Annotated in this window: 25 protein-coding genes and 1 pseudogene; 16 read left to right on the top strand and 10 right to left on the bottom strand. The window is 59.3% G+C overall.

The features are described 5' to 3' along the window. Window positions 1-99: 99 nt before the first annotated feature. The gene (locus AC1DE4_RS28440) at window positions 100-516 is read right to left on the bottom strand and encodes an MreC domain-containing protein (RefSeq protein ID WP_025662812.1); all 417 of its coding nucleotides are present in this window, start codon (window positions 514-516) and stop codon (window positions 100-102) included. A 480-nt stretch (window positions 517-996) separates the two neighbouring features. On the opposite strand from AC1DE4_RS28440, the gene AC1DE4_RS28435 reads away from it, so the two are divergent. Continuing rightward, on the top strand, window positions 997-1,206 hold the full coding sequence (locus AC1DE4_RS28435; protein WP_192242087.1) for a dodecin: 210 nt from the start codon (window positions 997-999) through the stop codon (window positions 1,204-1,206). Window positions 1,207-1,584: 378 nt separating this feature from the next. Here AC1DE4_RS28435 and AC1DE4_RS28430 read toward each other — a convergent pair whose 3' ends face one another. The 3 genes from AC1DE4_RS28430 to AC1DE4_RS28420 form a co-directional block, all read right to left on the bottom strand. After that, on the bottom strand, window positions 1,585-2,361 hold the full coding sequence (locus tag AC1DE4_RS28430) for a siderophore-interacting protein (RefSeq protein ID WP_477884179.1): 777 nt from the start codon (window positions 2,359-2,361) through the stop codon (window positions 1,585-1,587). A 104-nt stretch (window positions 2,362-2,465) separates the two neighbouring features. After that, window positions 2,466-3,083 (bottom strand): O-methyltransferase, encoded by a 618-nt coding sequence (locus AC1DE4_RS28425; protein WP_477884178.1) that lies wholly within the window; start codon window positions 3,081-3,083, stop codon window positions 2,466-2,468. Between the two features lie 40 nt (window positions 3,084-3,123). Then, window positions 3,124-3,573, bottom strand: a complete 450-nt coding sequence (locus AC1DE4_RS28420) for a PadR family transcriptional regulator (protein ID WP_018860230.1) — start codon at window positions 3,571-3,573, stop codon at window positions 3,124-3,126. A gap of 851 nt (window positions 3,574-4,424) precedes the next feature. Here AC1DE4_RS28420 and AC1DE4_RS28415 point away from each other — a divergent pair. Beyond that, window positions 4,425-4,703: pseudogene (locus AC1DE4_RS28415) on the top strand (ABC transporter permease); the annotation flags it as partial. A gap of 72 nt (window positions 4,704-4,775) precedes the next feature. On the opposite strand, the gene AC1DE4_RS28410 reads toward AC1DE4_RS28415, so the two are convergent. Next, the gene (locus tag AC1DE4_RS28410; RefSeq protein ID WP_018860233.1) at window positions 4,776-5,699 is read right to left on the bottom strand and encodes a LysR family transcriptional regulator; all 924 of its coding nucleotides are present in this window, start codon (window positions 5,697-5,699) and stop codon (window positions 4,776-4,778) included. A 160-nt stretch (window positions 5,700-5,859) separates the two neighbouring features. On the opposite strand from AC1DE4_RS28410, the gene lysA reads away from it, so the two are divergent. From lysA to AC1DE4_RS28360, 10 genes are all read left to right on the top strand, one after another. Then, complete coding sequence (gene lysA / locus AC1DE4_RS28405) at window positions 5,860-7,251, top strand: diaminopimelate decarboxylase (RefSeq protein ID WP_477884177.1); 1,392 nt, start codon at window positions 5,860-5,862, stop codon at window positions 7,249-7,251. A 79-nt stretch (window positions 7,252-7,330) separates the two neighbouring features. Beyond that, entirely contained in the window at window positions 7,331-8,917 is a 1,587-nt protein-coding gene (locus tag AC1DE4_RS28400) for an ABC transporter substrate-binding protein (protein WP_018860235.1), read from the top strand. Window positions 8,918-9,038: 121 nt separating this feature from the next. Further along, a complete protein-coding gene (locus tag AC1DE4_RS28395; RefSeq protein ID WP_018860236.1) occupies window positions 9,039-9,977 on the top strand; it encodes an ABC transporter permease in 939 nt (312 codons plus the stop codon). Beyond that, the gene (locus AC1DE4_RS28390) at window positions 9,974-10,864 is read left to right on the top strand and encodes an ABC transporter permease (protein ID WP_477884176.1); all 891 of its coding nucleotides are present in this window, start codon (window positions 9,974-9,976) and stop codon (window positions 10,862-10,864) included. Before AC1DE4_RS28395 ends, AC1DE4_RS28390 begins: the two co-directional genes overlap by 4 nt. Window positions 10,865-10,875: 11 nt before the next feature. Then, window positions 10,876-11,874 carry an ABC transporter ATP-binding protein gene (locus tag AC1DE4_RS28385; protein WP_477884175.1) on the top strand — a complete coding sequence of 333 codons (999 nt, stop codon included), beginning with the start codon at window positions 10,876-10,878 and terminating at the stop codon, window positions 11,872-11,874. Continuing rightward, window positions 11,871-12,845, top strand: a complete 975-nt coding sequence (locus tag AC1DE4_RS28380; protein ID WP_477884173.1) for an ABC transporter ATP-binding protein — start codon at window positions 11,871-11,873, stop codon at window positions 12,843-12,845. The genes AC1DE4_RS28385 and AC1DE4_RS28380 overlap by 4 nt, the downstream gene beginning before the upstream one ends. A 26-nt stretch (window positions 12,846-12,871) precedes the next feature. Next, entirely contained in the window at window positions 12,872-13,387 is a 516-nt protein-coding gene (locus tag AC1DE4_RS28375) for a L,D-transpeptidase family protein (protein ID WP_477884171.1), read from the top strand. A 110-nt stretch (window positions 13,388-13,497) separates the two neighbouring features. Beyond that, window positions 13,498-15,060 carry a D-aminopeptidase gene (locus AC1DE4_RS28370; RefSeq protein WP_477884169.1) on the top strand — a complete coding sequence of 521 codons (1,563 nt, stop codon included), beginning with the start codon at window positions 13,498-13,500 and terminating at the stop codon, window positions 15,058-15,060. A 214-nt stretch (window positions 15,061-15,274) separates the two neighbouring features. Beyond that, window positions 15,275-15,499, top strand: coding sequence for a DUF2798 domain-containing protein (locus AC1DE4_RS28365; RefSeq protein WP_477884167.1), 225 nt, complete (start codon window positions 15,275-15,277; stop codon window positions 15,497-15,499). Window positions 15,500-15,920: 421 nt separating this feature from the next. Beyond that, on the top strand, window positions 15,921-16,199 hold the full coding sequence (locus tag AC1DE4_RS28360) for an HU family DNA-binding protein (RefSeq protein ID WP_018860244.1): 279 nt from the start codon (window positions 15,921-15,923) through the stop codon (window positions 16,197-16,199). 71 nt (window positions 16,200-16,270) lie between these two features. Here the strand turns inward: AC1DE4_RS28360 and AC1DE4_RS28355 are convergent, their stop codons facing one another. The 5 genes from AC1DE4_RS28355 to AC1DE4_RS28335 all read right to left on the bottom strand — a co-directional run bounded on the left by AC1DE4_RS28355 (window position 16,271) and on the right by AC1DE4_RS28335 (window position 20,626). Further along, window positions 16,271-17,191, bottom strand: a complete 921-nt coding sequence (locus tag AC1DE4_RS28355) for an ArdC family protein (RefSeq protein WP_477884165.1) — start codon at window positions 17,189-17,191, stop codon at window positions 16,271-16,273. Between the two features lie 423 nt (window positions 17,192-17,614). Continuing rightward, window positions 17,615-18,406 carry an amino acid ABC transporter ATP-binding protein gene (locus AC1DE4_RS28350; protein WP_018860428.1) on the bottom strand — a complete coding sequence of 264 codons (792 nt, stop codon included), beginning with the start codon at window positions 18,404-18,406 and terminating at the stop codon, window positions 17,615-17,617. Beyond that, window positions 18,403-19,071: an amino acid ABC transporter permease gene (locus AC1DE4_RS28345; protein ID WP_477884163.1), complete on the bottom strand. Its 669-nt coding sequence runs from the start codon at window positions 19,069-19,071 to the stop codon at window positions 18,403-18,405. The genes AC1DE4_RS28350 and AC1DE4_RS28345 overlap by 4 nt, the downstream gene beginning before the upstream one ends. Further along, window positions 19,068-19,709, bottom strand: a complete 642-nt coding sequence (locus AC1DE4_RS28340) for an amino acid ABC transporter permease (protein ID WP_477884161.1) — start codon at window positions 19,707-19,709, stop codon at window positions 19,068-19,070. The genes AC1DE4_RS28345 and AC1DE4_RS28340 overlap by 4 nt, the downstream gene beginning before the upstream one ends. Window positions 19,710-19,798: 89 nt before the next feature. Then, on the bottom strand, window positions 19,799-20,626 hold the full coding sequence (locus tag AC1DE4_RS28335; RefSeq protein ID WP_477884159.1) for a transporter substrate-binding domain-containing protein: 828 nt from the start codon (window positions 20,624-20,626) through the stop codon (window positions 19,799-19,801). A 225-nt stretch (window positions 20,627-20,851) separates the two neighbouring features. Between AC1DE4_RS28335 and AC1DE4_RS28330 the strand changes: the two genes are divergently transcribed. The 4 genes from AC1DE4_RS28330 to AC1DE4_RS28315 form a co-directional block, all read left to right on the top strand. Beyond that, window positions 20,852-21,565 carry a UTRA domain-containing protein gene (locus AC1DE4_RS28330; protein ID WP_113469812.1) on the top strand — a complete coding sequence of 238 codons (714 nt, stop codon included), beginning with the start codon at window positions 20,852-20,854 and terminating at the stop codon, window positions 21,563-21,565. A gap of 24 nt (window positions 21,566-21,589) precedes the next feature. Then, the gene (locus AC1DE4_RS28325) at window positions 21,590-22,528 is read left to right on the top strand and encodes a LysR family transcriptional regulator (protein ID WP_477884157.1); all 939 of its coding nucleotides are present in this window, start codon (window positions 21,590-21,592) and stop codon (window positions 22,526-22,528) included. Between the two features lie 95 nt (window positions 22,529-22,623). Then, entirely contained in the window at window positions 22,624-23,976 is a 1,353-nt protein-coding gene (locus AC1DE4_RS28320; protein WP_477884155.1) for an LLM class flavin-dependent oxidoreductase, read from the top strand. Window positions 23,977-23,991: 15 nt separating this feature from the next. Continuing rightward, window positions 23,992-24,392, top strand: a 401-nt coding sequence (locus tag AC1DE4_RS28315; protein WP_477817311.1) for a flavin reductase family protein, incomplete at its 3' end; no start/stop codon positions are given.

Below are 24,392 nucleotides of genomic sequence, written 5' to 3'. Positions count from 1 at the left end.
TCGGTGTTCCAAGAACATAGTACCGGGCCGGAGACCGGGCTTGCAATGCTTGCCCGGTCATCAGTCTCATTGTTGTGGAAAACCCGTGATCTTGTTCACTCAAGCCATGCCAAGCTTCTTCCGAAGGTCAGCGTTCTCTGTGCGGAGCTTCTCGGACAATGCCCTTCGGAGCTTCTGGTTCTCTTCCTCGAGCTTCAGAAGATCCGCAAAGTCGTCCGACGCTGGCTTAGGCGCCTCGGCTTTCCGCCGCCCACGCTTCTGAGGTTGCGCGGTTTCCTTTGATTTGGTCGAGGCGATTTTATTTCCCGGAACGGGCGTCGCCGAAGCAATGGCCTCACCCTTTTCCGTGTTCTTCCGGCGGCCGCCACGTGTCTTCTTCGCGGGCGTACTCACCGACGTGGCTACAGCCGCTTCAGCGACGGTCTTCGACTTTCGCGGTGCGCGTGACTTCTTTACTTTAGGTTCATTCCCGGCTGCCGTGTCGTTAGTGACGGTGGCTTTGATTTCGTCAGTCATGTGAAACTCCTTGATGGGCGAAATGTTTGACTGTGCAAGTCCCCGCAATCATATGCGCAGTTTTCTTTAAAACTTGTTGATAATGACTTTCGGGTACCGGTCGCGGAACAGTCCCCAATTCCACTACCTAAGCAAACCAGTTCGCTCGACAGAAGAAGAGCCACACAATTCCAGCATTTACAATTGGATACTTCCAAGAGCGAATTGCAAAACGTCGCAAACTTTTCCGTCAGCGACTCGCCGAAGGCTGAAGGCCCGCCCCCGCGCGCCAGAATTTTGTTTCAAACCTCTCCTCGCTCGCTCATAGTCCCTTCATGGCAATCGATTGGTGCGGCGCTGGGGCAAAGTCGAGACGAGCATTTGGGCATGGACGAAATCTCGAATGCCAGTCGGACTTGAGACTCTACGGACGCAAACTTTCCTTCGGATGAGTTGGGCGATCGGGTGCCTGAACGCGACGTCAATGGTTGGAGGATGGAAATGAGCGATCACGTCTATAAAAAGGTGGAGCTTGTCGGAAGCTCGAAAGTCTCGGTGACGGAGGCAATTGAGACCGCTATATCACGAGCGTCAAAGACAATGCGAAACCTCGATTGGTTTGAGGTTGATCAGATCAGGGGCCACATTAAGAACGGCTCGGTGGAATTCTATCAGGTGGTCATGAAGGTCGGCTTTCGAATAGACGACTAGGCATTGGCTATAGCACGTTCCCGCTGCAAAACGGATGCAATTCACTCATGGCTGCGCTGGTTGCGGCTCAATATGCGACGCCGTTCCACATAACAAAAAACCGATTTTCCCTGAACAGTATCGACGATGGCGCGCCAATGTACGTTGGTAAGGGAAAAGAAGCACATCGTGGTTGCGTTTTAGCCTGGCGCCCGTTTGAAGGGTCGCCGGGCTGTGGTGGACGGTGGGAAACATCGTTACACAGTACGATGCGAGGTTGATGATATGACTTTGGCTTGCACCATGGAACCGGTGCGCGCCAGACCACCTCCCGCGGCACATTCTACCGGGCTCTGTCTACGGCGAGAGAACCGGCTTACATGCACCGGCGGCCGAGCCTCAATCCTCGAACTTTTCCGTCGTGTCGGCCTTGCCCTGCACCCAGTAACCGGATGCGCGCAACCAGTTGGCTGGATGCTTGCGTTCGTCGGTGAGATAACTGCGAATGCGCCGCGTAACCGAGCCTTCCGCGGCGACCCAGACAAAAGTTCCAGGTTCGACGGCTATGTCGCTTAGGCGGTCGATCAGACGGGCAGGATCAGCCGCATTCTCTCGATAAATCCAATGGGTAGTAAGATTCGCTTTCGTCTCGAAGACCTGCTCGTCCTCAGAGCCCGGCACGGCCACGACGCTGGTCACCAACGCACCCAATGGCAGCTCCTCGATACGGCGGCCGATCGAAGGAAGGGCCGTTTCGTCTCCGATCAGCAGCCAGGAGCGGATTGGTCCTGATATGATCTGGGAGCCGCGGGGGCCGCCGATCTGTATCATGTCGCCAGGACGAGCGGTGAGTGCCCATTGTGTCGCCGGACCGGCATCGTGAACGGCAAAGTCGATTACGAGCGTGCGTGTCGCCACATCATATCGCCGGGGCGTATAATCCCGCATTGTCGTTCCGCCGGCACCGTCGGGCACGAAGATCTTGATGTGATCACCCGCCGACAGCGAGGTGAAGTCCTCAAGCTCCTCGCCTCCGAGGGTGATGCGGATCATATGCGGAGTCAGCCGCTCGGTGGATAGGACGTGCAGCTGCCGCCGTTTCAGCTCGTGGCGCACGCGCTCTATGCGCGGGCTGTTTGCGACTTCGGTCAGCCGGTCGCCTTGCAAGATATTCATGTGTTCGTTCCTTTGCTGCCTGTCGTCGTACGACAGTGGAAAAAGACGGCGAGCCGGCAAAGCATTTCCATCGGGAAGTTCTCGAGAAGCATTTCGAGCTCCGTCTAGTCCGGCTCGAAACGACTGACTTCAAGGCCAGCACCCACCGGAAGCAATATACTCGTCATCCCCGGCTTCGCGCGCACGGCCCTCCCGTACATCTTCACGTTCTCGTCGCCAGGCCGCAGCATATTGTCCGCGACGACGATCGCGCCGGGGTTGAGTTTGGGATAGAAGGCTTCCAGGCACGGAATGTAGAGATCCTTCCACAGGTCGAGCAGCACGAAGTCGACGCCAATAGGCAGCGCGCTGATCATCTCCACTGCATCTCCGACCTTGAAATCGATGTAGTCAGAGAGACCGGCAGCCACCGCGCGTTCCTGAGCGTATAGTGACTTGTATTCGTGAATTTCCATGGTGATCAGGCGCCCGCCGCTCGCCCTGGCAGCCTCGGCAAGCCAAATGCCGGAATAGCCGAAGGAGGTCCCGATCTCCAATATCGCGGGGGACTTCTGGCTTCTGGCGACGATGTTGAGAAACTTTCCTGTCTCCGGTCCCACTGCCCTCATACGGCGGTCCTGTCCCCCATCACGCCCGCCTGGCGGCAGTTCCCGTGGCCGCGCCTGCTCCTCGCGGATGAGAGCATGATACGCTTCAAGAACAGCTTCGATCTTCTGGTCCATTGTCTTTACCTTTTGAACGCCTGGTGCCTCCCAGCGTCACTCAACGGCGTTCGATTGCCCGCGCCGCCTCGTCCAGGATGTTGGCGATATCACCTGTCGTCGCCTCATCCGGCGGCCCCTTACGAAGCCGCAGCCGCAAGGCGAGCTTCAGGTTTTCCATCGCTCGGATGATCGCGTCTGGAACCTCATCGTGCCCCCGCTCGCCCGGTACGGCCCGGGTCAGCAGTTCCTCCACGAGCGATCTATTGGCATCTATAAAGGCTCTCCCCTGCTCCGTGACATGATAGAGCTTGCGCCCCCCCTCCTCGAGTTCGATTGAGGCGTAACCCATGTCGTCGAGCCATGCGAGCGTCGGATAAATGACGCCTGGACTGGGTGTATAGTTGCCTCCGAGGCGCTGTTCGATTGCCTTCATCAACTCATAGCCGTGGAAGGGACGCTGAAAGATCATCGCGAGGATTAGCAGGCGTAGCTCGCCATAGTCGAACATCCGCTTGCCGCCCCTGCCCCGATGGGGCCGTCCATGGTGATCATCAGAAGCGTCTAAAGGTCCGTGTTTCATGCTTACTGAATATATCTCGATATATCGCAAATCAAGATATATCGAGATATATGACGAAAATGTAATCTCCTGTTGACAGGGGGCTCGGTTGTCCAAACCGTCCTGCTCATCCAGCACCCGGGACACCTGCGGTGACCGGCTAACCGGGCGAGCTAAAACAGGCGCCTGGGCGCCCCGAGAGAGTACTACTACCGGCGTTCTCGCTCCTTGCGTCCATCGCGTCGCTGGTCGTGCCCAAATTTCGAACTACATCGTTGGAACAATGGGTGGACCAGCATGCACCTTGGAACACGAGTAAGGACCCGATGCCCCGCGTCATAATCATCGAATGGAAGTCGATCGATGGTACCCTTTTCGTTCATTTTCCCGAGCCGTTTCCAATGGCACCCTTGGAATGGAAAGCCTTTGCCGCCCTCTTCGATCGGATCGGTTTCCAGCCGGGGCAGAAAGATATTCGCACGATGCCTCCTTCCACAGACGCGCCACGGCGTCTAGCAGATGGCTTGATGGCGCTCGGGTACTCGCTGGAGCATCGAGGTGACGTCCCAGAGTCAATCATCAAATAGGCGCGGTTACGCCCCGTTCCCCATCAACTGAGAAATGCCAATCTGGCTTCAGCTCCCTTTGGCATGTGACGATTGTGCAGCAATCATAAGCAAACATCTGCGTGCATTTTCGATAGACTTTCGCTTGTCGTCTGTCAGGATGGCCGGCAATGGAACTCTTTATTCGAAGCATGATGGCCGCTCCGTGCCGGCAACTTTGTGGTCGTGACCCAAATTGCCGGATCGATGCCGCAGTTCGGCTTGCTCCTGATCCTCGTGCTGCTGCCGCTTCAGGTACTGTCAGGCGCCATGACGCCGCGCGAGAGCATGCCTGATACTATCCAGAATATCATGCTGCTGGCACCGAACACGCACTTCGTCATTCTGGCACAGGCGGTCCTGTTTCGAGGAGCACAGCTCGACGTGGTCTGGCCACAGCTTCTGGCGCTTCTTGTCATCGCGAGCGTGTTTTTCTGGCTGGCGCTGCGCCGTTTCAGACGCTTACTGCGTTAGGTTATGGCGTGCGACCCAAGGTGTGCCGTGCAGCCAAGAAGTTGGACGTTCAAGTCCGCGGCGTGGTCTGCCTTACTTTCTATCCAGCGCGGAGTGCAAAGTTGCCCGCATCTCGTTGGCAGCCTCGGTCAGGACCGAAAGGAACCTTTCAATGACCGTCGATCGCGTCCTTCGAACCGGGCGCCATACGGCAAGCGTGTACGGGACGCTGACGCTCAGCCTGCGCAATACCACCCCCTTGTCGACATGGGTTGCAGCAGTCAGCGGATTGATGATTGACACACCTACACCGGCGGCAACCATCGAACATACGCTGGTGGCCGTCGTCGTCTCGACAGCATAACTGCGCGAAATGCCTGCAGCCAGGAATATGTCGTCAAGTTTTCTTCGATAGGGATCGTCCTGCGAGAAATAGACAAACGGTACGCCATCGAAATCTGCGGGTTCGAGGAGGCCCTTTTGCGAAAGCCTGTGACCGATCGGCACGACGCATACTTGATCGCCAACGTCGATCCGCTGAGAGGCTACGCCAGCATATTCGAACCGGCCTTCGGTCACCCCCAAGTCGAAGACCGTTGTTGCCATTTCATGTTGCAGCGAAACCTCCTCCAACGAATGCAGGGAGAGATGAACCGCCGGGCGATGCTTCAGAAGCTTTTGCGCCACGCGTGGGATGATGGAATCCGCATAGGCCGGGATCGTGGCGATCCTTAGGTTGGAAGCGTTGTGCATGCGGATCGCCGACGCAGCACGGCTGATTTCTTCCATGCCGAGGAAGGACCGGCGAACGACTTCATGTAGCAAAAGTGCCTGGTTCGTGGGTGTCAAACGCTTGCCGAAGCGCACGAAAAGGTCGAAGCCGATCCGCTGCTCCATTTCTCTGAGCTCTCGGCTGATGGTCGGCTGTGACGTTCCCAGTGCCGCGGCCGCCGCGGTCACGCTTTTGCTGATCATGATGCTGTTAAAGACCTCAATCTGGCGTTGGTTGAGCCTCATCGGTCTGAGCCTTTCGCTTCGGTGCCTTTCCCCTCCTGACGAGAGCGCAGGTGAAGGCTCTCATATATCAGAAATGAATAAGAGCGCCCTATCAATTATTTCCCTCAGGATTCAGGGTCTGAAACTATCGCTGCCGGAACCCAAACAAGCGTGACGGGCGATGACAAAATACGTCGAAGAAGAAACCTGGCAGGATGACGAGCGGCGCTGGCTCGCCTATCGAGCAGGCGCTCTGCATATCGAGGACGTGCGGCTGGGCGCGGTTGCCGCCGCCATTCCAACGCCTTTTTACTGCTACTCCGCCGGCGCCATCCGATCGGCTTACAGGACACTTTCGCGAGCCCTCACCCCCATCGACGTCGCGATCTGCTACGCCGTCAAAGCCAATAGCAACATCGCCGTCCTTCGCCTGCTTGCAGAACTCGGATGCGGGATGGACATCGTTTCCGGAGGAGAGCTGGAGCGTGCACTGGCAGCGGACGTACCTGCGTCAAGGATCATCTTCTCCGGCGTCGGAAAGACCCGCGCGGAAATCGCCCGCGCAATTGAGGTCGGCATTCACCAGATCAATGTCGAATCAGCGGCTGAAATCAGCGTGGTCGCCGAGGTCGCCCGTGCACTCGGCAAGCGCGCGCCGGTCGCATTGCGAGTCAATCCCGACGTCGATGCCAAGACGCACGCGAAAATCACCACCGCGACGAAGGACAGCAAGTTTGGAATCGCGATCGGCCAGGTGGCCGACCTCTACGCGCAGGTTGCTGCGGTACCGGATTTGGAAGCGGTTGGCGTCGCCGTCCACATCGGGTCGCAAATACATGACATGGAGCCGTTCCGGCGCGCCTTTTCGGCGATGGCCGAGCTGGTAACGGAGATGCGCGGCAGGGGATTGTCCGTGCCGCGCCTCGACCTCGGAGGCGGCATTGGGATTGCATCCGGCGATAAACCAGGCCCAGACATTGGGCGCTATTCCGCGATCATCGCCGAGACAGTTGGCCATCTCGGCTGCAAACTTGCCGTCGAGCCGGGCCGCTGGCTCGTCGGGCGGGCGGGGTTGCTGGTGAGCGAGTTGCTTTACCTCAAGGACATGCAGGACGGATGCATGGGCATTCTCGACGCGGGAATGAACGACCTTATGCGCACGGCGCTCTACGACGCCCACCATCCCGTTCTTCCCCTTCAGGAACCGCAACTCAACGATGCAGCGTGCACCTATAGTCTCGTCGGGCCAATTTGCGAAAGCTCCGACAAATTTGGACGCTACGATGGGCTCGGTGAACTGCGGGCCGGCGACCTGCTGGCTTTCGATCTCGCCGGCGCCTATGGCGCGTCGATGGCATCGACCTACAACTCACGCGATCTTCTTGCCGAGGTACTTGTGGACGGCGATCGGTTCAAGACAATCCGCCGCAGGCAGGGCATTCAAGAAATGCTACAACTCGAGCATGGGGGAGCCTGGGAGCGTCCTGCACCGGGCGGAAGAGGGATGGCCGAACCTGTTTTGCACGGGGGCACAAAAGGCACCGGGAGGGAATTGGCAGACGCTGAACAATAATTGGACCGGGAACCGGACAAAACGGGGAAGCGACAAGCGCTGCCCCGGATGGGGAAACAAGAAAAAGAGGGAATTTCAAATGCTGAACAAAGCCAAGTTTATGATGGCGACGGGCCTCATTACGCTTGCGATGGCTTCGACCAGTCTTGCGGCCGACCATGTCTTGAAGATCGCCTATCAGGAGGATCCGAAGACCGTCGACGTCCAGATGACGCAGGATTTCTACACACTGCCGCTCAACGTTTACGACCGGCTCGTCGAGGCCGAAACGAGCGGGCCGGGCCAGTCGCAGCTCACCCCCGGGCTTGCCGAGAGCTGGGAAGTTTCGCAGGACGGCAAGACCTACATATTCCACCTGCGCAAAGGCGTTCTGTTTCACAACGGCGAGGAGCTGACTGCGGATGACGTCGTCTACACCTTCGACCGCATGCTCGACCCCAAGACCAAGGCGCTGAGCACCGATATTCTCAATTTCGTCGATGGTGCCACCGAGCGCCTGGACGGATCCGCCACCACGGTCCCCGGTCTGCAGGCGGTGGACAAATATACTGTCAAGATTGTCCTGAAGGAGCCTTACGCGGCCTTCATCGCCCTTTTGGCGAGCCCCGGTGCGTCGATCTACAATCGCAAATTCACCGAACCGCTCGGCGACAAGTACGGCCTTACGCCGGAAACGACCAACGGAACCGGGCCGTTCAAACTGACGGAATACACCCTCAACGACAGTCAGGTCCTTGAGGCCAACGACAAGTATTTCAAGGGTCGCCCGAAGCTCGACCAGATCGTCATCCGCGTGGTCGCCGATGCCGAAACACTGCGACTTCTCTTCGAGTCGGGCGAGCTGGATGTGTTCGATATCGACTACGCATCGTCGCAGCTGCCCTATTTCGCCGGCAGTGACCAATGGAAGGACCAGATTCGATCCGGTCCACGCGTCGGCATCTATTACTACCACATCAATCAGGCGCTGAAGCCCTTCGACGACGTGCGCGTCCGCAAGGCGTTCCAGATGGCCATCAACCGCCAGGAAATTCTCGACAAGAATTTCTATGGCAAGGGCAAGTTGGAAAACGGCGTCATGCCGCGTGGACTGACCTGCTATGCCGAGGCCAAGCCGATCGAGTACAACCCGCAGAAGGCCAAGGCGCTGCTGGCAGAGGCTGGCTACCCCAACGGCGTAGACATCAAGCTGACCCAGGCCAGCAATTGGTCCTCGCGTTGGTCCGATATGAACCAGATTATCCAGGCCCAGATCAAGGAATCTGGCTTCAACGCCGAGATCAACACGATGGACGAATCCGCATATTTTGCGGCCCGCAAGGCGGGGACAGTCGACAACTACACGCAAAACTGGTCGGCGGACTTTAATGATCCGGACAATTTCTTCTACACGTTCTTCAGCAAGAGCGGCACGTCGGTTCGCGGTTACAACAACAACGACGAGGAGGTCTTTGCGGCGCTCGACAAGGCGCGCTCGATGACCAACCCTGAGGAACGCTGCGCGCTGTACCAGAAGATGACGGATCGGATCGTGCAGGACGATGCAGCCTGGGTGCCGCTATTCAGCCTTGACCACAACTATGTCGTTCAGCCCCGGGTGAAGAACTTCGTGGTGCCGTGGAACGGCTGGAGCGACATGAGCTACTACAAGATGGAAGTCGAATAGGACTTAACCGGCGTGGCGGGCCTCGAAAGGGGCCCGCCATCCTCTTGTTTCCCTGCGGTTTCGCAGGATCCATTTGCCGGCGATCCTTGTTCCGGCGAGATTCGATGAAAGACCACTTTCGATGCTGACCTTCGTGATAAAGCGCATCGCGATGTCGATCCCAGTTCTGATCGGCATCACGGCGCTGCTCTTCATCATGCTCAACGTGATACCCGGTGATCCCATAGCGCTTCTGATGAAGGAGCATGCCAGCGCCGACGTCATCAACCGCGTGCGCGCCCAGATGCACCTCGACGATCCGTTGATCACGCGATACTTCAGGTTCCTCTTCGCCGCCCTTCAAGGCGATCTCGGCGTGTCGATCAAGCTCAATCGCGACGTGACGACGCTCATCCTCAATGCATTCCCGAGCACGCTCATCTTGACGATCTGTGCGGCACTCGTGTCCTGGGTGATCGGCATTCCGGTGGGAGTGCTGTCGGCGGTCAGGCGGGATTCGCTGCTCGACCACCTGTTCATGGGCTTCTCGCTTCTTGGGGTTTCGATGCCGATCTTCTGGTCGGCCCTGTTGATGCAATATGTCTTCGCTCTGAAGCTGAAATGGCTGCCTGTGTCCGGTTTTTACGGATACCAGTATGTGATCATGCCAGCGATCGTGCTCGGATGGAGTTCGGCTGGCGTCATCGCCCGCCTCACCCGCTCCAGCCTGCTTGAGGTCATGCGCCACGATTATATCCGCACGGCTCGCGCCAAGGGCCTTCGCGAATTGATGGTGATCCGCCGACATGCGCTGAAGAACGCGCTTATCCCGGTCGTGACCATCATGGCGATCCAGGTCGCGGGGCTGCTGTCGGGCGCAGTCATCACCGAAGCGATCTTCGGCATCCCCGGCGTAGGCCGCATTTCGGTCAGCGCCATCCAGGCGCGCGACATGCCGCTTCTGCAGGGCTCGGTGCTATTCGCCACCGTCCTCGTCATCTTCGGCAATCTCGTTGCCGATATCCTCTATTCGGTTCTCGACCCCCGCATTCGCTCCGAAATGAAGGGAGGTTCGAAATGACTGAGATCGCCGAAACCATCCCGGACGTTGAGGATGATGCGGGCAACGACAGTTTCCTGCGCGACGGCATCAGGATCTTTTGCAGGAACCGAATGGCGATGGCCGGTCTGATCATGGTTGGGTGTCTCGTCTTCGTGGCGCTGTTCGTTTCCTTCATCAGTCCGCATGATCCCTACCGCGTGGCGCTGAACGAGCAGTTCCTTCCGCCGTCCACCACCTATTGGCTCGGTACGGACAACTTCGGCCGGGATCTCCTGACCCGCATTCTTTATGGCGCCCGGATATCTCTGGTCGTCGGTATCGTGCCGAGCTTCATCTCCCTGATGATTGGAGCAGTCCTTGGTGTTGTCAGCGGCTACTACGGCGGTCGGGTCGACTTCATGATCATGCGGCTGGCCGATATGATGATCGCCTTCCCGTCGCTCCTGCTGGCGATGGTGGTGATGTACACGCTTGGGGCGAACCTCTTTAACATCTTCATCGCGCTCAGCCTCGTTGGCTGGGCCGGAGTGGCCCGCGTGGTGCGCGCACAGACACTCGCCGTCAAGGAGAAGGAGTTCATCGAGGCGGCGCGCGCGAACGGTACGAAGAAGGTGGCGATCATGGTCGGCCACATCTTCCCCAACGTCGTTCCGACACTGATTGTTCTCTTTTCGCTCAGCATTCCCGACGCGATCATGTGGGAATCGAGCCTCAGCTTCCTCGGCGTCGGCGTCCAACCTCCCGAAGCCAGCTGGGGTCTCCTGGTGGCCAAGGGCAAGGAATACCTCTTCTCCGCACCCCTGGTTGCGATCATGCCCGGCGTTGCGATCCTGATCACGGTGCTGGCGTTCAATTTTGTCGGCGACGGACTGCGTGACGCGCTCGATCCCTACATGAAGGACTGAGGGGCGCGACGATGACAAACCGAGACATATTGCTCAGCGTGCGCAACCTGCGCACGGAATTCAAGACGCTAAACGGCCCCGTCCGGGTTGTTGACGGTGTGTCGTTCGACGTCGGGCGCGGGCGGATCGTCGGTCTGGTCGGGGAATCCGGCTCCGGCAAGAGCATCACGGCGCTGTCGCTGATGGGATTGGTGCCTTCGCCGCCGGGAACGGTGAGCGCCGATAGCATCATCCTTGACGGGACCGATCTGGCGCGGCTGAACAGCGACGAGATGCGGCGCAAGCGCGGTCGCGAGGTTTCGATGGTTTTTCAGGAGCCAATGACCTCGTTTAATCCGGTGAAGACCATGGTTCAGCAGGTTGGCGAGCCGCTTGCCATTCACACCGGCCTCAACAAGCGCGCCATCCGTGAAAAGGTGCTGCAGATGTTCGAGACGGTGGGCATTCCAGAGCCAAAGGCACGCCTCGACGTTTATCCGCATCAACTTTCGGGGGGGTTGCGCCAGAGGGCGATGATCGCCATGGGGCTGATATGCGAACCGAAGCTCCTGATCGCCGACGAACCGACGACGGCGCTCGACGTAACCACGCAGGCGCAGATCCTCAGGCTGATGATGGCACTGCGCGACCGAGCCGGCACTGCAATCATCATGATCACGCACGATCTCGGCATCATCGCCGAGATGTGCGACGAGGTGAACGTGATGTATGCCGGCCAGATCGTCGAACAGGCCAATGTCTTCGACCTCTTCGACCGGCCCTCGCATCCCTATACGCGCGGCCTGCTCGCTTCGATCCCGAAAGCGACGGAAAAACGCACGGCGGAACGCCTGAACAGCATTCCAGGTGTGGTGCCGAATCTTGCGAAACTTCCAGCGGGCTGTCGTTTCCACCCCCGCTGCGGCGATGCGATGCCAATCTGCAAGCTGAAGCAGCCTGAACTGACGGATCTCGGCAATGGCCACAAGGCGCGCTGCTGGTTGCATGACAAAGAGGGAGCAAAGGCGTGAGCGACGTTCTGATTTCCACCGCAGGGCTGAGCAAGCACTACCCTGTCGGCACGGGCTTCTTCCGCTCTCAGCATAAGGTGATCCGCGCCGTGGACGGCATCGATCTCGAGATCCGCGAAAGGGAAACCTTCGCGCTTGTGGGGGAGTCAGGCTGCGGCAAGACGACGCTCGGCCGCGTGATGCTTCGGCTGATCGAGCGCACGGAAGGGACCGTGCGCTATCGCGGTCAGGATTTGCACGCGCTCGACGAGGCCGCAATGCGGGCCATGCGCAAGAAGCTGCAGATCGTCTTTCAGGACCCATTCGCCTCCCTAAATCCCCGCAAGCGCGTCAAGGATATTTTGGCCGAGCCTTTGCGCGCACACGCATATGGTACCCGAGCCGAAATCGAAGAACGCTGCGGCGAGCTGCTCGATATGGTCGGGCTGCGCCGACAGCTCCTGCGCCGCTATCCCCACCAGTTCAGCGGCGGGCAGCGGCAGCGCATAGGCATCGCTAGGGCGCTTGCCAACAATCCCGAATTCGTTGTCTGCGACGAGGCCGTTTCGGCACTCGATGTCTCGATCCAGGCGCAGGTCTTGAACCTCTTGCGCGATCTCCAGGAGCAACTGAAGCTAACCTATCTCTTCATCACCCACGATCTGAGCGTGGTACGCCAGTTTGCCGATCGGGTCGGGGTGATGTTCCTCGGGCGGATGGTGGAAGTCGGGACGACAGAGGAAATTTTCGCAAAGCCGCGCCATCCCTATACGATGTTCCTGATGTCGGCGGTTCCGCGTCCCGATCCGCATCAGCGAAACCGCGAGCGGCCGCTTCTCACCGGCGACATTCCGAGCCCGATGAACCTGCCGTCCGGATGCCGTTTCCATACGCGCTGTCCCTTTGCGCAGGCGATCTGCCGGAGCGAGGAGCCTGCGCTGTCGGACCGCGGCGGCCACACGGTCGCATGCCATTTTCCACTGGACCAGTGATTTCACGTCAAGAAAGGTGTTCGAATTTGGATCTGATCGTATCGCGCAACGGCGACGGCTGGCAGGCCGCCTATGGAGATAAGCGCTGGCGCTGTGCCATTGGCCGCGGCGGCATGCGTCCCGCCAACGAAAAGGTCGAAGGTGACGGTGCGAGCCCGATCGGGCGCTGGCCGATCCGCCAGCTATTCTACCGCGCCGACCGGATCGGCAAGCCGGTATCGCCTTTTCCCTGCCGCGCCATCGACCGCCTCGACGGCTGGTGCGACGACCCCGTGCACCCGGACTACAACCGCCAGGTCAAGCTGCCCTTCGCCGCGAGCCACGAGGAGATGTGGATGGAGGATGACCTCTACGACATCGTCGTCGTCCTGGGGCATAATGACGACCCGCCGGTGGCGGGCGCAGGCAGTGCGGTTTTCCTGCACATCGCCCGGCCAAACTACTCTCCGACGGCGGGCTGCGCGGCGCTTTCGCGTGAGGATCTGCTTTCTTTCCTTGCCGCCGCTGAGCCCTCCACGCATCTGCGTTTTTCCGCGAGCTGACATCTCGCCGATGGCGGTTTAGCCTTCATCGACCCATCCTGAAAAGACGCGCCCGTTTCGGGCGCCCTACCCTCCCCTTCCATAGATCGCGATAATTCAAGGCACGCGTCATGACCAGCATCGACACCACCGCGCTAGAGCGGATGCTCAACCTTCTGCCGGGCCGCTACAAGGGACCGGGCGGCGTTGCAGGGGTGGTGAAGGATGGAAAGGTGATCGCCCGGCGCGCCTGGGGGTTCGCCGACATGTACCGCAAGGTACAGATGACGGCCGAGACGCGCATGCCGATCTGCTCGCTCTCCAAACAGTTCACCTGCGCGCTGCTGCTCGATCAGTTTGGCGATCCCGCAGTGCTGGACGACAGGGTCAGCGCATATCTTCCGCGCTATCGCGACAGGCTGCCAAGCGTTGCGGAACTCTGCCACAACCAGTCGGGCTTGCGCGACTACTGGGCGCTGACGGTTCTGCAGGGTGCCAAGCCGGAGGCGGAGTTTACGCGCGAGCACGCACTCCCGCTGCTTGCGCGCTCGAAGACCGGCCACTTCCCGGCAGGCGAGCTCTACTCCTACAACAACGGCAATTTCCGCATCCTCGGCGAGATGATCGAGGACGGCACGGGCCGCTCCTTCGGCGAGCTTTTGCGGGAGAGGATTTTCGCACCCGCCGGCATGAAGACGGCCGAGCTCGCGCCAGACACCCGCTACCCCCCCGACGGGGTGGTCGGCTATGAGGGTAACGACGACGTCGGCTTTCTTCCGGCGGAAAACGGCGTCTACTGGTTTGGCGACGCCGGCATTGTTGCCTCGCTCGACGACCTGCTGGCCTGGGAATGCCATATCGACGAGACGCGTGACGAGCCTGACAGCCTCTATAACCGCATATCGGGTCCGGTGACCTACCGAAACGGAGCGCCGGCAAGCTACGGCTTTGGCCTGCGCCGCGATACCTGGCGCGGTGCCAGGATCACTGGCCACGGCGGCGGCCTGCGCGGTTTCAGCTCGTTTCGGCTTCACGCAGCAGAGGAGCGGATTTCGGTGGTGGTGATGTTCAACCACGATGCAAGCTCGTTTACAGCTGCCACCTCAATTCTCGACGCTGCGCTCGGGCGCGAAGCTTCGAACGAAACCGTTCGCCCCGAAGGCTGGGACGGGTTGTGGTTCGACGATGACCAAGGTCTCATCCTTAGAACCGTTCAAGACACCACTGGCATCAAGCTCCACTACGCCCCCTCCGCGGCGCGGCTTACCGTTTCTGCGGACGGTGTCGCCCGCGGCCACGCGCTCGCCCTGAAGAAACAAGGTGAGATGCTCGTCATGCGTCGTGAGAGTGAAAACCTTGAGGTGACGGCCCGTCCTCTGACCCCTGTCGAATGGGCTGACGGCGTAGGCATCGCTGGACGCTACTGGTCGGAAGAACTCGAAGCTCACCTCCATATCGAAGCGCGCGGCGGCGCCGCTTATGCCAGCTTCGAAGGCATGTTCGGAACCGGCCCGGTGGAGCGCATGTATGCTCTCGCCGTGGATGTCTGGGTCATCACCACCAGACGGTCGATGGACGCCGCTCCACCCGGCGACTGGACGGTCCAGGTTCACCGCCAAGCCGATGGTACCGTATCGGGCCTTACCGTCGGCTGCTGGCTTGCCAGAAAGATTGCATATCTGCCCTGCGGATGAGGTCCGATCGACATGCGGCTTTCGCTTCGAGGGTCTTTGAGCCGCCTTGACACCCGACACATCTGAAGTCAGGAACGGGTGTCGAAAAGTTTCAGGCCGGTGTGGTTATTCCGGCCCCCGTTCTCGGGAAAGTCGCTGATGCGAACCCACGGCACCGACCTTCAATCAAGGTGGTGCTGCCGTGAGCGCTCCACCTTATCAAGTGGAGATTTGCATGCACGACACGAAAACAATTATTGTCGCTCAATTATTTATATCAGGAATGATGGCATTCCTCATGACCGGATTCTTCGGCTTTATCCACGCGACCTCAATTCCGGCGTGGCTTGCTGAATGGGCCAACGCTTTCGTTATCGCATGGCCGGTCGCTTTTGTCCTGTCGCTAGGAGTGGGACGCCTTGGGTTCAAGCTCGCCGTGACGTGTCGACGACATATCTGAGCTGGAAGTGATTGGGAGCTGTTGGACGTACGAGAGGGCTGTGTGGTATTGACCCGCACGGCTCCGACTTCCGTCGCTGAAGCGCTTCAACCGCGACGACTTCTACGTCTGTATCTGGAAGGTTCGCACACGTACGCGATACCGCTTCGGGTCCAACGACATGCGTTGCCGGTGGAGATACGGTCGAAGACGGTGTTGACAGCAAGAGGAAGCGATTGGCCTATTACTGGAGGAGCTCGCCCGAAAAGCTGCCCGAGCACTCCAGGGTATCTTGCCAGCCGCGACCCGATCAGCGGTCACCGCTGGCGAATTTTAATCAGAAGCTGTGGAAATCAGTCGTTTAACCCTCTTTTACTGCGGTGCGCCGATGACAGCGCGAGAAGCGGATGGCAGGGATTCTCAATTGACGAAAGGGGAAACAATGACAACCACCAACGAAATCGCTGACAAGATCGCCGCCGAACATGGCCTGACCAAAGTTCAGGGCAAGGCAATCGTGGAAGCCGTGATCGCCTCCATCACCAGCGCAGCCGTCGCCGGCAACGAAACGTCCCTGCCGGGCTTTGGCAAGTTCAAGGTGAAGACAACACCGGAGCGCGAGGCCCGCAATCCATCCACCGGTGCAACCATCAAGGTGGCCGCTGCCAGAAAGCTGAGCTTCCAGCCGGCAAAGGCGCTGAAGGATGCATTGAACAAGTAAATGGGAAGACCCCGCTCGGATTGGGCGGGGTCCTGTTTTCCATGCGGCATCGTCAGGCGTGAAAGGGCGGCTCACGCCGCCCCCTCGTCTTCGATGCGTGGCTGCAGATGGTGCAGATAATCGACGGCACGCTGCGCCTGTGAAGCGGCTGTGAAGATTGCGCGCCTGTCACCGCTGAGCAGTCTTACCCAGCTATCAATATAGCTTGCATGATCGGGACGCGGTTCAAGTTCCGGAACGATCCCGAGATCGGCGCACAGGAATGCGCTGCCCAGTTCCGCAATCAGTTCTTCCCGGGCGCGCTCACTGCGATCCGTCCCATAGCGGCTGAGATCGCGATCGAGCCGTCCCTTTGCCGACGTCCAATGCGTCAATTCGTGGCAGATGATGGCAAAGTAAGAAGCGTCGTCCCTAAAGGCGTCGCAGTGCGGCATCTGAATATAGTCGTGGGCTGCGGCGTAATAGGCCGACGAACCTCCATGACGGATCATGGCGCCGGTGTTGGCAAAGAAGCGACCGGCCTCACCGATGCGGTCGAATGGATCCGACAGGCTTGCTGGCTTGTCAGCCCGGGCATCGAGGCCATCGATCTGATCGGCATTGAAGACGGTGTAGGCTTTCATGAAGGGGATGGAGCGCTCGACGTCATCGCCGCCATCAGCCGTTTCGCTACGGATGATCGAGCTGGCAAAGACGACGGTCGTTCCGCTTTCGCCCTTGCGAACCGCGCCGCCAAGTTCGAGCGCCTGGCGGAATGTCATCCAGGTCGAGGACGAGAAGCCGCGGGCGATTGCCTCCGACCAGAGGAGAATGACGTTGATCCCGGAATAGGCTGCGCCATTGAAGCGCAGCGGTCGTGAGACCGGATCGGACGGATATGCGCTATGCCAGGGTTGGATCCAGGGACGGACACCCTGTTCGAGAGCGGCAATGATCTTGTCGGTGATGCGGGCGTGGATGTCGGATCGTTGGCTGGTTTGCTGCCTTGTCATGTTGGAACCTCCGCTTTGGGGTCGCGACCATCGCGACCTGCTACGGCGGTCCAAAAGCCGGGCTTCAAGCGCTGGCCGGCACCCGAAGGGCCGAAACGCCAGTGGAGGACGGCAACGCCGTTGCGGCCCAGTGCGAGCCTGGCAGGACCGAAAGCCGCAGCAGGACGCGGGGGACGCGGTTTCAAGCGGATCGACAGGTTCAGGCGGGAAACATCAACGCGATCGGCGCCTTAGCGTGCTACCCAAGATATCGTGCCCGGCACCGACCGTCCCTGGCATCCGGTCAGGCTATACTGTCCGCCGCGCCTTGCCAGCGACCGTGCGATGTCGGCGATATCGTCGGTTTACTGCCTGCTGGCATGGAGCCGTTGGGTGCGCGTTCACCTAGATGACATCAAATGAGTGAACGTAGGCTCGGCGCCTTCACAGCAACATCGACGCTCCGCGATCAAGATAGGTGTCGAGGAACTGCTCAAGCCGCGCATTGCGCGGCTTCCTGAAGACCTCCTGCGGGGGCCCTGTGAAGACGATTCTGCCGTGGTCGAGGAACGTGATCTGCTGCCCGACGGTGGCCGCAAAGCCGATCTCGTGCGACACGACGACCATCGTCATTCCCTCGGCGGCGAGATCGCGCATGACGTTCAGCACTTCGCCGGTCAGTTCCGGGTCGAGGGAGGATGTCGGCTCGTCGAAAAGCATGATCTTCGGCTTGAGGGCAAGCGCTCGGGCGATGGCCACGCGCTGTTGCTGTCCACCGGAAAGCTGCGACGGATAATGCCCTGCCCGTGCCTCAAGACCGACTTTCACAAGTTGCGCCATGGCTCGTTCTTCAGCATCCTTGCGGCTCATCTTCTGGACGGTCTTCAGTGCCTCGCTCACATTTCCGAGCGCAGTCATGTGCGGCCAGAGATTAAACTGCTGGAACACCATGCCGATCTGGGCGCGGATCGCACGGTTGGCGGCGGGAGCGACGCGCTCCCGTAGGCCCTTGGCATTTTCGGTGAAACCCAGGACCTCGCCATTGATTGTGATGGTTCCAGACGTTGCTTCTTCGAGAAAGGCCATGCAACGAAGAAGCGTGCTCTTGCCGGAGCCTGAGGGGCCGATCAGGCAGGAGACCTGGCCTTGCGGGATCTCGAGGTCGATGTTCTGGAGGACTGTCGTCTCCCCAAACTTCTTGACGAGATTCTTGACTGCGATCGCTGGGAGGCTCATGCGTTGAAAAACCTCAATCTGGTGAATTTCGTTTCTACGAGGCGGCCAAGCCGGCCGGTGATCTCGACGAGCACCCAATAGAAGAGTGCCAGCACCGAGAGAGCTTCGACGAAGGCATATTGCTGTGCTCCGATCGCGCTCAGTGTTGCCGTCAACTCGGGAACGGTGATGATCGAAAGGACGGCCGTTTCCTTCATCAGAAGAACTGCCATGTTCAAAGACGGAGGCAGCACGAGCATGGTCATCTCAGGCAACAGGATACGCCGGATGATCTGCCCCTGTGTCAGGCCCACACATTCGCCAGCCTCGATGTGGCCCCTGGGAACCGCCATGAAGCCGGATCGAAAGATCTCGCTATAGTAGGCGGCGCCGTAGATCGAGATGCCGATCAAGCCCGCCGGCAGGGGATCGAGAGACAGGCCAATGAAGGGACCTCCATAGTAGACCAGAAAGATCTGGATGAGGAACGGCGTCCCGCGCAGGACCGCGACGACAAAGCCGAGGGTCTTGTCGAGAAGCACTCCACCGAAGCGCCGACCCACAGCCACGAAGAACCCCAGGATCGCCGCCGCAATCGTGCCGACAACCCAGATCAGGATCGTCACTTCGGCGCCGCTTGTGATCGCCGGCAATTGGTCGAGGATGACGTTGATGTCAAAGGTCATCGCGGTAATCCCGGAAGAGAGCGCTCGATGAGGTCGCCGGCAAGGGCCACCATCCAATTGATCGCAAGATAGATGAGGCCCGCAGCAGCAAAGATCTGCAATGGCAGGAAGGTGCTGCCTGCAAGATCCTGCGCCATGCGCGTCAATTCGACGACGCCCACGACGGAAACCAGCGACGAGGCCTTGAGGATCAGGATCGCCTCGTTGACCAACGCAGGGAACGTCAGCCTCAGTGCGATGGGCGCCTTGATACGGCGGAAGATCTGCCCCGGCGTCAAGCCGACCATCTCGGCCGACTCCACGAGACCGATAGGGACGCTGGCAAATCCGCCGCGCATGTTTTCAGCCTGATAGGCCGCGGTGCAAAGCGAGAGCCCGATGATGGCTGCGACGATGCTCGGTACGTTCAGCCCGATCGCAGGCAACATATTGTAGATAAGCAGCAGTTGCACAAGCAGCGGCACGCCGCGAAAAAAACTGATGAAGATTTGTGCAGGAACGACGAAGACAGCCTTCCTCGACAGCAGCATGCCCGAAAGAAAGATCGCGATGGCAAAGCCGATCAAAATAGACACGACGCTTATCAGCACCGTGTAGATCGACGCGTAGAGAAGCAGTTCAAAGAGTTTGATGGACATGTCCGGCTTTTGCCCGCCTGGCTGTCATGGAGGCACGATGGCGTCTTTGATTGCGCCCTGGAAGGGGCGCAATCAACGATCGTCTTCTATCAGAACGCAGGGTCCTTGACGGCATCGGGCGTTTCGAAGGTGGCGCCAAACCACTTCTTCTGGAGCTCGGCCATACGGCCATCAGCCTTGATCTTCAGCAGTGCTGCATCGATCGCGTCCATCAACGGCGCATGGTCGGCATCCTTCAGGCCAATGAAGCCGAAGTAGGACTTCTTGCCGAATGGTGGCAGCACGACTTCAAACGTTCCCTCGCGCTGCTTGGCAACGAAGGCGATGTTCGGCAGCGAGTTGGCGACACCGGCAATACGACCGGCGGCGAGATCGGCATAGGATTCAGTGAAAGCGGGGTATTCGCGTATGTCCACCTTGGAAGACAGCGTTCCCGAGAATTCCTTCAGCTGATCGAGCTGCGAGGTGGCCTTGCCGACACCGATCGTCTTCCCGGCGATATCGTCCGGCTTGCTGATGGTCGTGTCACCGGCTTTCTTCAGGATTGCGATGGTCGCTTCGGCAATCGGCGGCGTGAAGCGGTAACGCTCCATGCGCTTTTTGGTAATGGTTGCAGGACCGGCCACAACATCGAACTTGCCGGCTTCGAGCGCCGGAAAGACGCCATCCCAAGGAAGCGCTACCCACTCAATCTTGACGCCCAGCTCCTTGCCGATCTCGGCAAAAAGATCAACGTTCAGGCCAGCATGATCGCCGGCATCGATAAAATCAAACGGCGCAAAGGCGGTTTCCGTACCGACCTTCAGCGTGCCGGCCTCCTTGACAGCGGCAAGTGTATCGGCGGCGTGCGCCGACAGGGTCGCCCCAACCAGAAAGGCAGCGCCGACGAGGCCCTTCAGCAGTGAACGTGCGATCATGATTGTCATCTCTCCAGTTTTCGCACCCGTGGATGCGTTCGAGTTCCCGATTTCAGTCCCGTGACACGGATTTCTATGATCCTCTTTTGACTATACAAATAGATATGCGCTAGCCTAAGGTGTCAACGTCAAAGTCGACGGACGCAATTTTTGTGCCGACCGGGTTCTTTGGGGCGCGAGCTTCGCGTCTGTATCGTTTCGCCAGCGGCAGGATGGGGTCGCGTCTTGGAGCCAATTTATCTCAGGATATTCAAGGATATCGAGGCGAAGATCCTGGCCGGGGACTGGCGTCCCGGCCATCGGATCCCGAGAGAGCATGACCTCGTCGACGACTACGGCTGTTCGCGCATGACGGTAAGCAAGGCGATGACGGCACTCGTCGACCGCGGGCTTGTCGTACGCAAGCGCAAAACCGGCTCATTTGTCGCCTCGCCGCAGATCGACCGCACGGTCATGGATATCCAGGATATCGGCACCGAGGCGACTTTGGCGGGCTATGAGCATCGCTACGAGATATTGACACGACAGATCGAGACCCTTGGCTCGGTCGAGGCGGCACAGTTGGACAGTACGTCGGGAGCCGAAGTCCTCAGGATCCAATGTCTGCATATCGTCGATGGAAAGCCCACCGCAGTCGAGCGTCGTATCATACTGCTGGACACAGTACCGCTCGCAAGAGACGAGAGCTTCGCGACCGCGCCTCCGGCAAAATGGCTCCTCTCCCAAGTGCCGTGGTCCAGGGCCAAGCATGTGATACGGGCGGTCTCGGCCGATGCTGCGACTGCCCGCATTCTTGAGATCGATCGTGGCGAGCCCTGCCTGAACCTCATTCGTCAGACGTGGCAGAATGATCGCATGGTGACCTATGTCGAGATCACGCATCCCGGAGATCGCTTTCAGTTTGCCGGCATCTTTCATCCGGCCGAAAAACCTGCGTAACGTCGGGAGCCATGGGGAAGTGTGGTGAGCGAGGAACAGAAGTTTCGGGGAATTCCGCTGAAAGGTCTGCAGGCATTCGAAGCGGTCGGGCGCTGCGGGAGCGTGATGGCGGCTGCCGCGGAACTGAACGTGTCTGCGGGCGCCATCAGCCAGCAGATACGCAAAGTTGAGAGCTTTCTCGGCATCACCCTGGTGGAGCGAAGTGGACGGACGGTGGAGCTAACGCAGTGGGGCCGGCTCTATCACCGGGAAATATCGAAGGGCTTTGAGCAGTTTGCGCTCGCAAAGCAGGTGCTCGAACGGGCGCGCAACGAAAATGCGCTCGTTCTCAGCGCGCTGTCGTCGGTGGTCAACAAATGGATCGGCAGGCGCATTTTTGACTGGCAAGTGCTCCATCCAGACGCTCAGGTCAGGCTGACCGGCCGCGACAGGGAGCCGCGAATGGGCTTCGACGAGGTTGATTTCCGGGTCAGTTACGGGTCGGACGTTCTGCAGCACGACCACTATGCCGAGCTGTTTCGCGACTGGGTTGTTCCAGCGTGCTCCCCTGCCCTGACAGATGGCAGGAATTTGACCGCCGCCGATCTCTTGTTCTATCCGCTGCTGCATGTCGAGTGGGAACGGCATTTCACACCCTATCCCAGCTGGGCGGAATTCGCTGAGAAGATCGGGGCGAGCTTCAAAGGTCCTCCCTCCGGCTTGTCCTTTACCCTGTCGAGCAGCGCCATCGACGCCGCCATCAACAAGCGCGGAATCGTGCTCGCGCAGATGTCGATGATCGCCGACGAATTGGAAGCGCAGACATTGGTGATACCGGTCGATATCAGAATGCCGTTGCGCGAGAGTTACTTCCTTGCTTGGGACCGCTCCGCGCTGCAAAAGCCTTATGGCTCGGAGTTTCGCGACTGGGTCATGGCGATCTCGCGGCGGCAGGCGCAAATCTCCGCACCTGCGACTCTTTAGAAAAACTAAAACGGAAGTCAGCGTTGCGTTCTTGATGAAGAAAGTCGCGTGGCGTTACCTTGGGCAATCAAAGAACAATCCCACTGGAGAATGGCATGGCGCGTACCGACAAGATGAAACTGGGTACATTCGTCTATACGTTCGGCTTTCACCCGGCCTCATGGCTGCATCCGGCAAGCGACGTTCACGGCGCCAACGATTTTAGCCACCTGCTCGATGTTGCCAGGCGATCCGAAGCGGCGAAACTCGATTTCATGTTCATGGCCGATTCTCCGGCCGCCGCCGTCGGCGACCCGGATGCTCTCGCGCGCATCCCGACCAAGATGAACCGTTTCGAGCCATTGTCGTTGCTCGCGGCGCTTGCGGTAACGACGGAGAAGCTCGGTCTCGTCGCCACTGTATCGACCAGCTACTACGAGCCATACAACGTCGCTCGGCTATTTGCCTCAATCGACCATCTGAGCCACGGGCGGGTATGCTGGAACGTCGTTACCTCGGACCACGACGAGACGGGCTACAATTTCAATCGTGAGGGGCTGGATCCGCACGCGCTACGCTATGAGCGAGGCAACGAGTTTGTGGATGTCGTCTTTGGTCTCTGGGACAGCTTCGAGGACGGCGCGTTGCTGCTCGATCGCGAGAGCGGTGTCTACTATGACAAGACCAAGCACCATACGCTCAATCACAAGGGCAAGCACTTCCAGGTGCGCGGACCGCTGAACATTGCGCGCTCGCCGCAGGGCCGGCCGGTCATTGCGCAGGCCGGTGGCTCGGAGCCCGGCATGGACATGGCAGCACGCACGGCCGAGATCGTTTTCAGCCTCGCCTCGAACATCGAGCGAAACCGCGCATTCTACGAAAACGTCAAGGGACGTATGCCCGCCTACGGGCGTAACCCTGACGACCTCAAAATCATGCCCGGTGTCGTGCTGAACGTGGGTGAAACGGAAGCCGAGGCGCAGGCGAAGGTCAACTACCTTATCGACAAGATGCACCCGGACGTCGGTCGCCTGATGCTTTCCGAGTTCCTCGAGGCCGATTTGCGTGGCGTCCCATTGGATAAGCCATTTCCGATGGATCGATTGCCGACGGAACCCAAGGGATCGCGGGCGCTGTTTGAGGAACTCACCGATTTTGTGAAGAGCGGTCGTACCGTCGGTGAATTGGTCCGCCACTACGCCGAGAAGCACACAGGCAATGGCATCACCGGTACGCCGACACAGATTGCCGACTTCATGGAGGAGTGGTTCGAGACCCGTGCGGCGGATGGATTCATCCTGATGTTCCCGACGCTGCCATCCAGCCTCGACGATTTTGTGAAGCTCGTTCTGCCGGAATTGCGCCGGCGCGGACTTTTCCGGGAAGAATATGAGGGCAAGACGCTACGGGACAACCTCGGCCTTTCGATGCCGGCCAATTGTTTCGTAAAGGCGCAAGCCACAGCCTAACCAAGGAGAGAGCGAATGCTAGAGATGACAACCCGACCTGTCGTCGATCAATCTGCGTTCAAGCTGTCTATGCGCCACCTGGCCGGCGCGGTGAGCGTCATCACCGTAGGCGAACGCGAGGAGCGGACAGGCTTTACCGCGACATCGGTTTCGTCCCTTTCCGCGGAGCAGCCTTCGATAATCGTCAGTCTCAATCGCGGGTCGTCGTCCTGGCCGGTGGTTGAACGATATCGCCGCTTCTGCGTCAATGTGCTTGCCGTCGACCAACAGCATATCGCGCAGTCCTTCGCCGGCTTCGATGGGCGGCGAGGGGTCGAGCGCTATCAGGACGCGCAATGGTATAGTCTTTCGACCGGCACGCCCGCGCTGAAAGATGCGCTGACGGTTATCGACTGCGAACTTGAAACGGTACTCAA

Source organism: Rhizobium sp. 10N414 (genome assembly GCF_056394785.1).
Note: the sequence above shows the minus strand (reverse complement) of the source record. Positions and strands in the feature narration are given on the sequence as shown.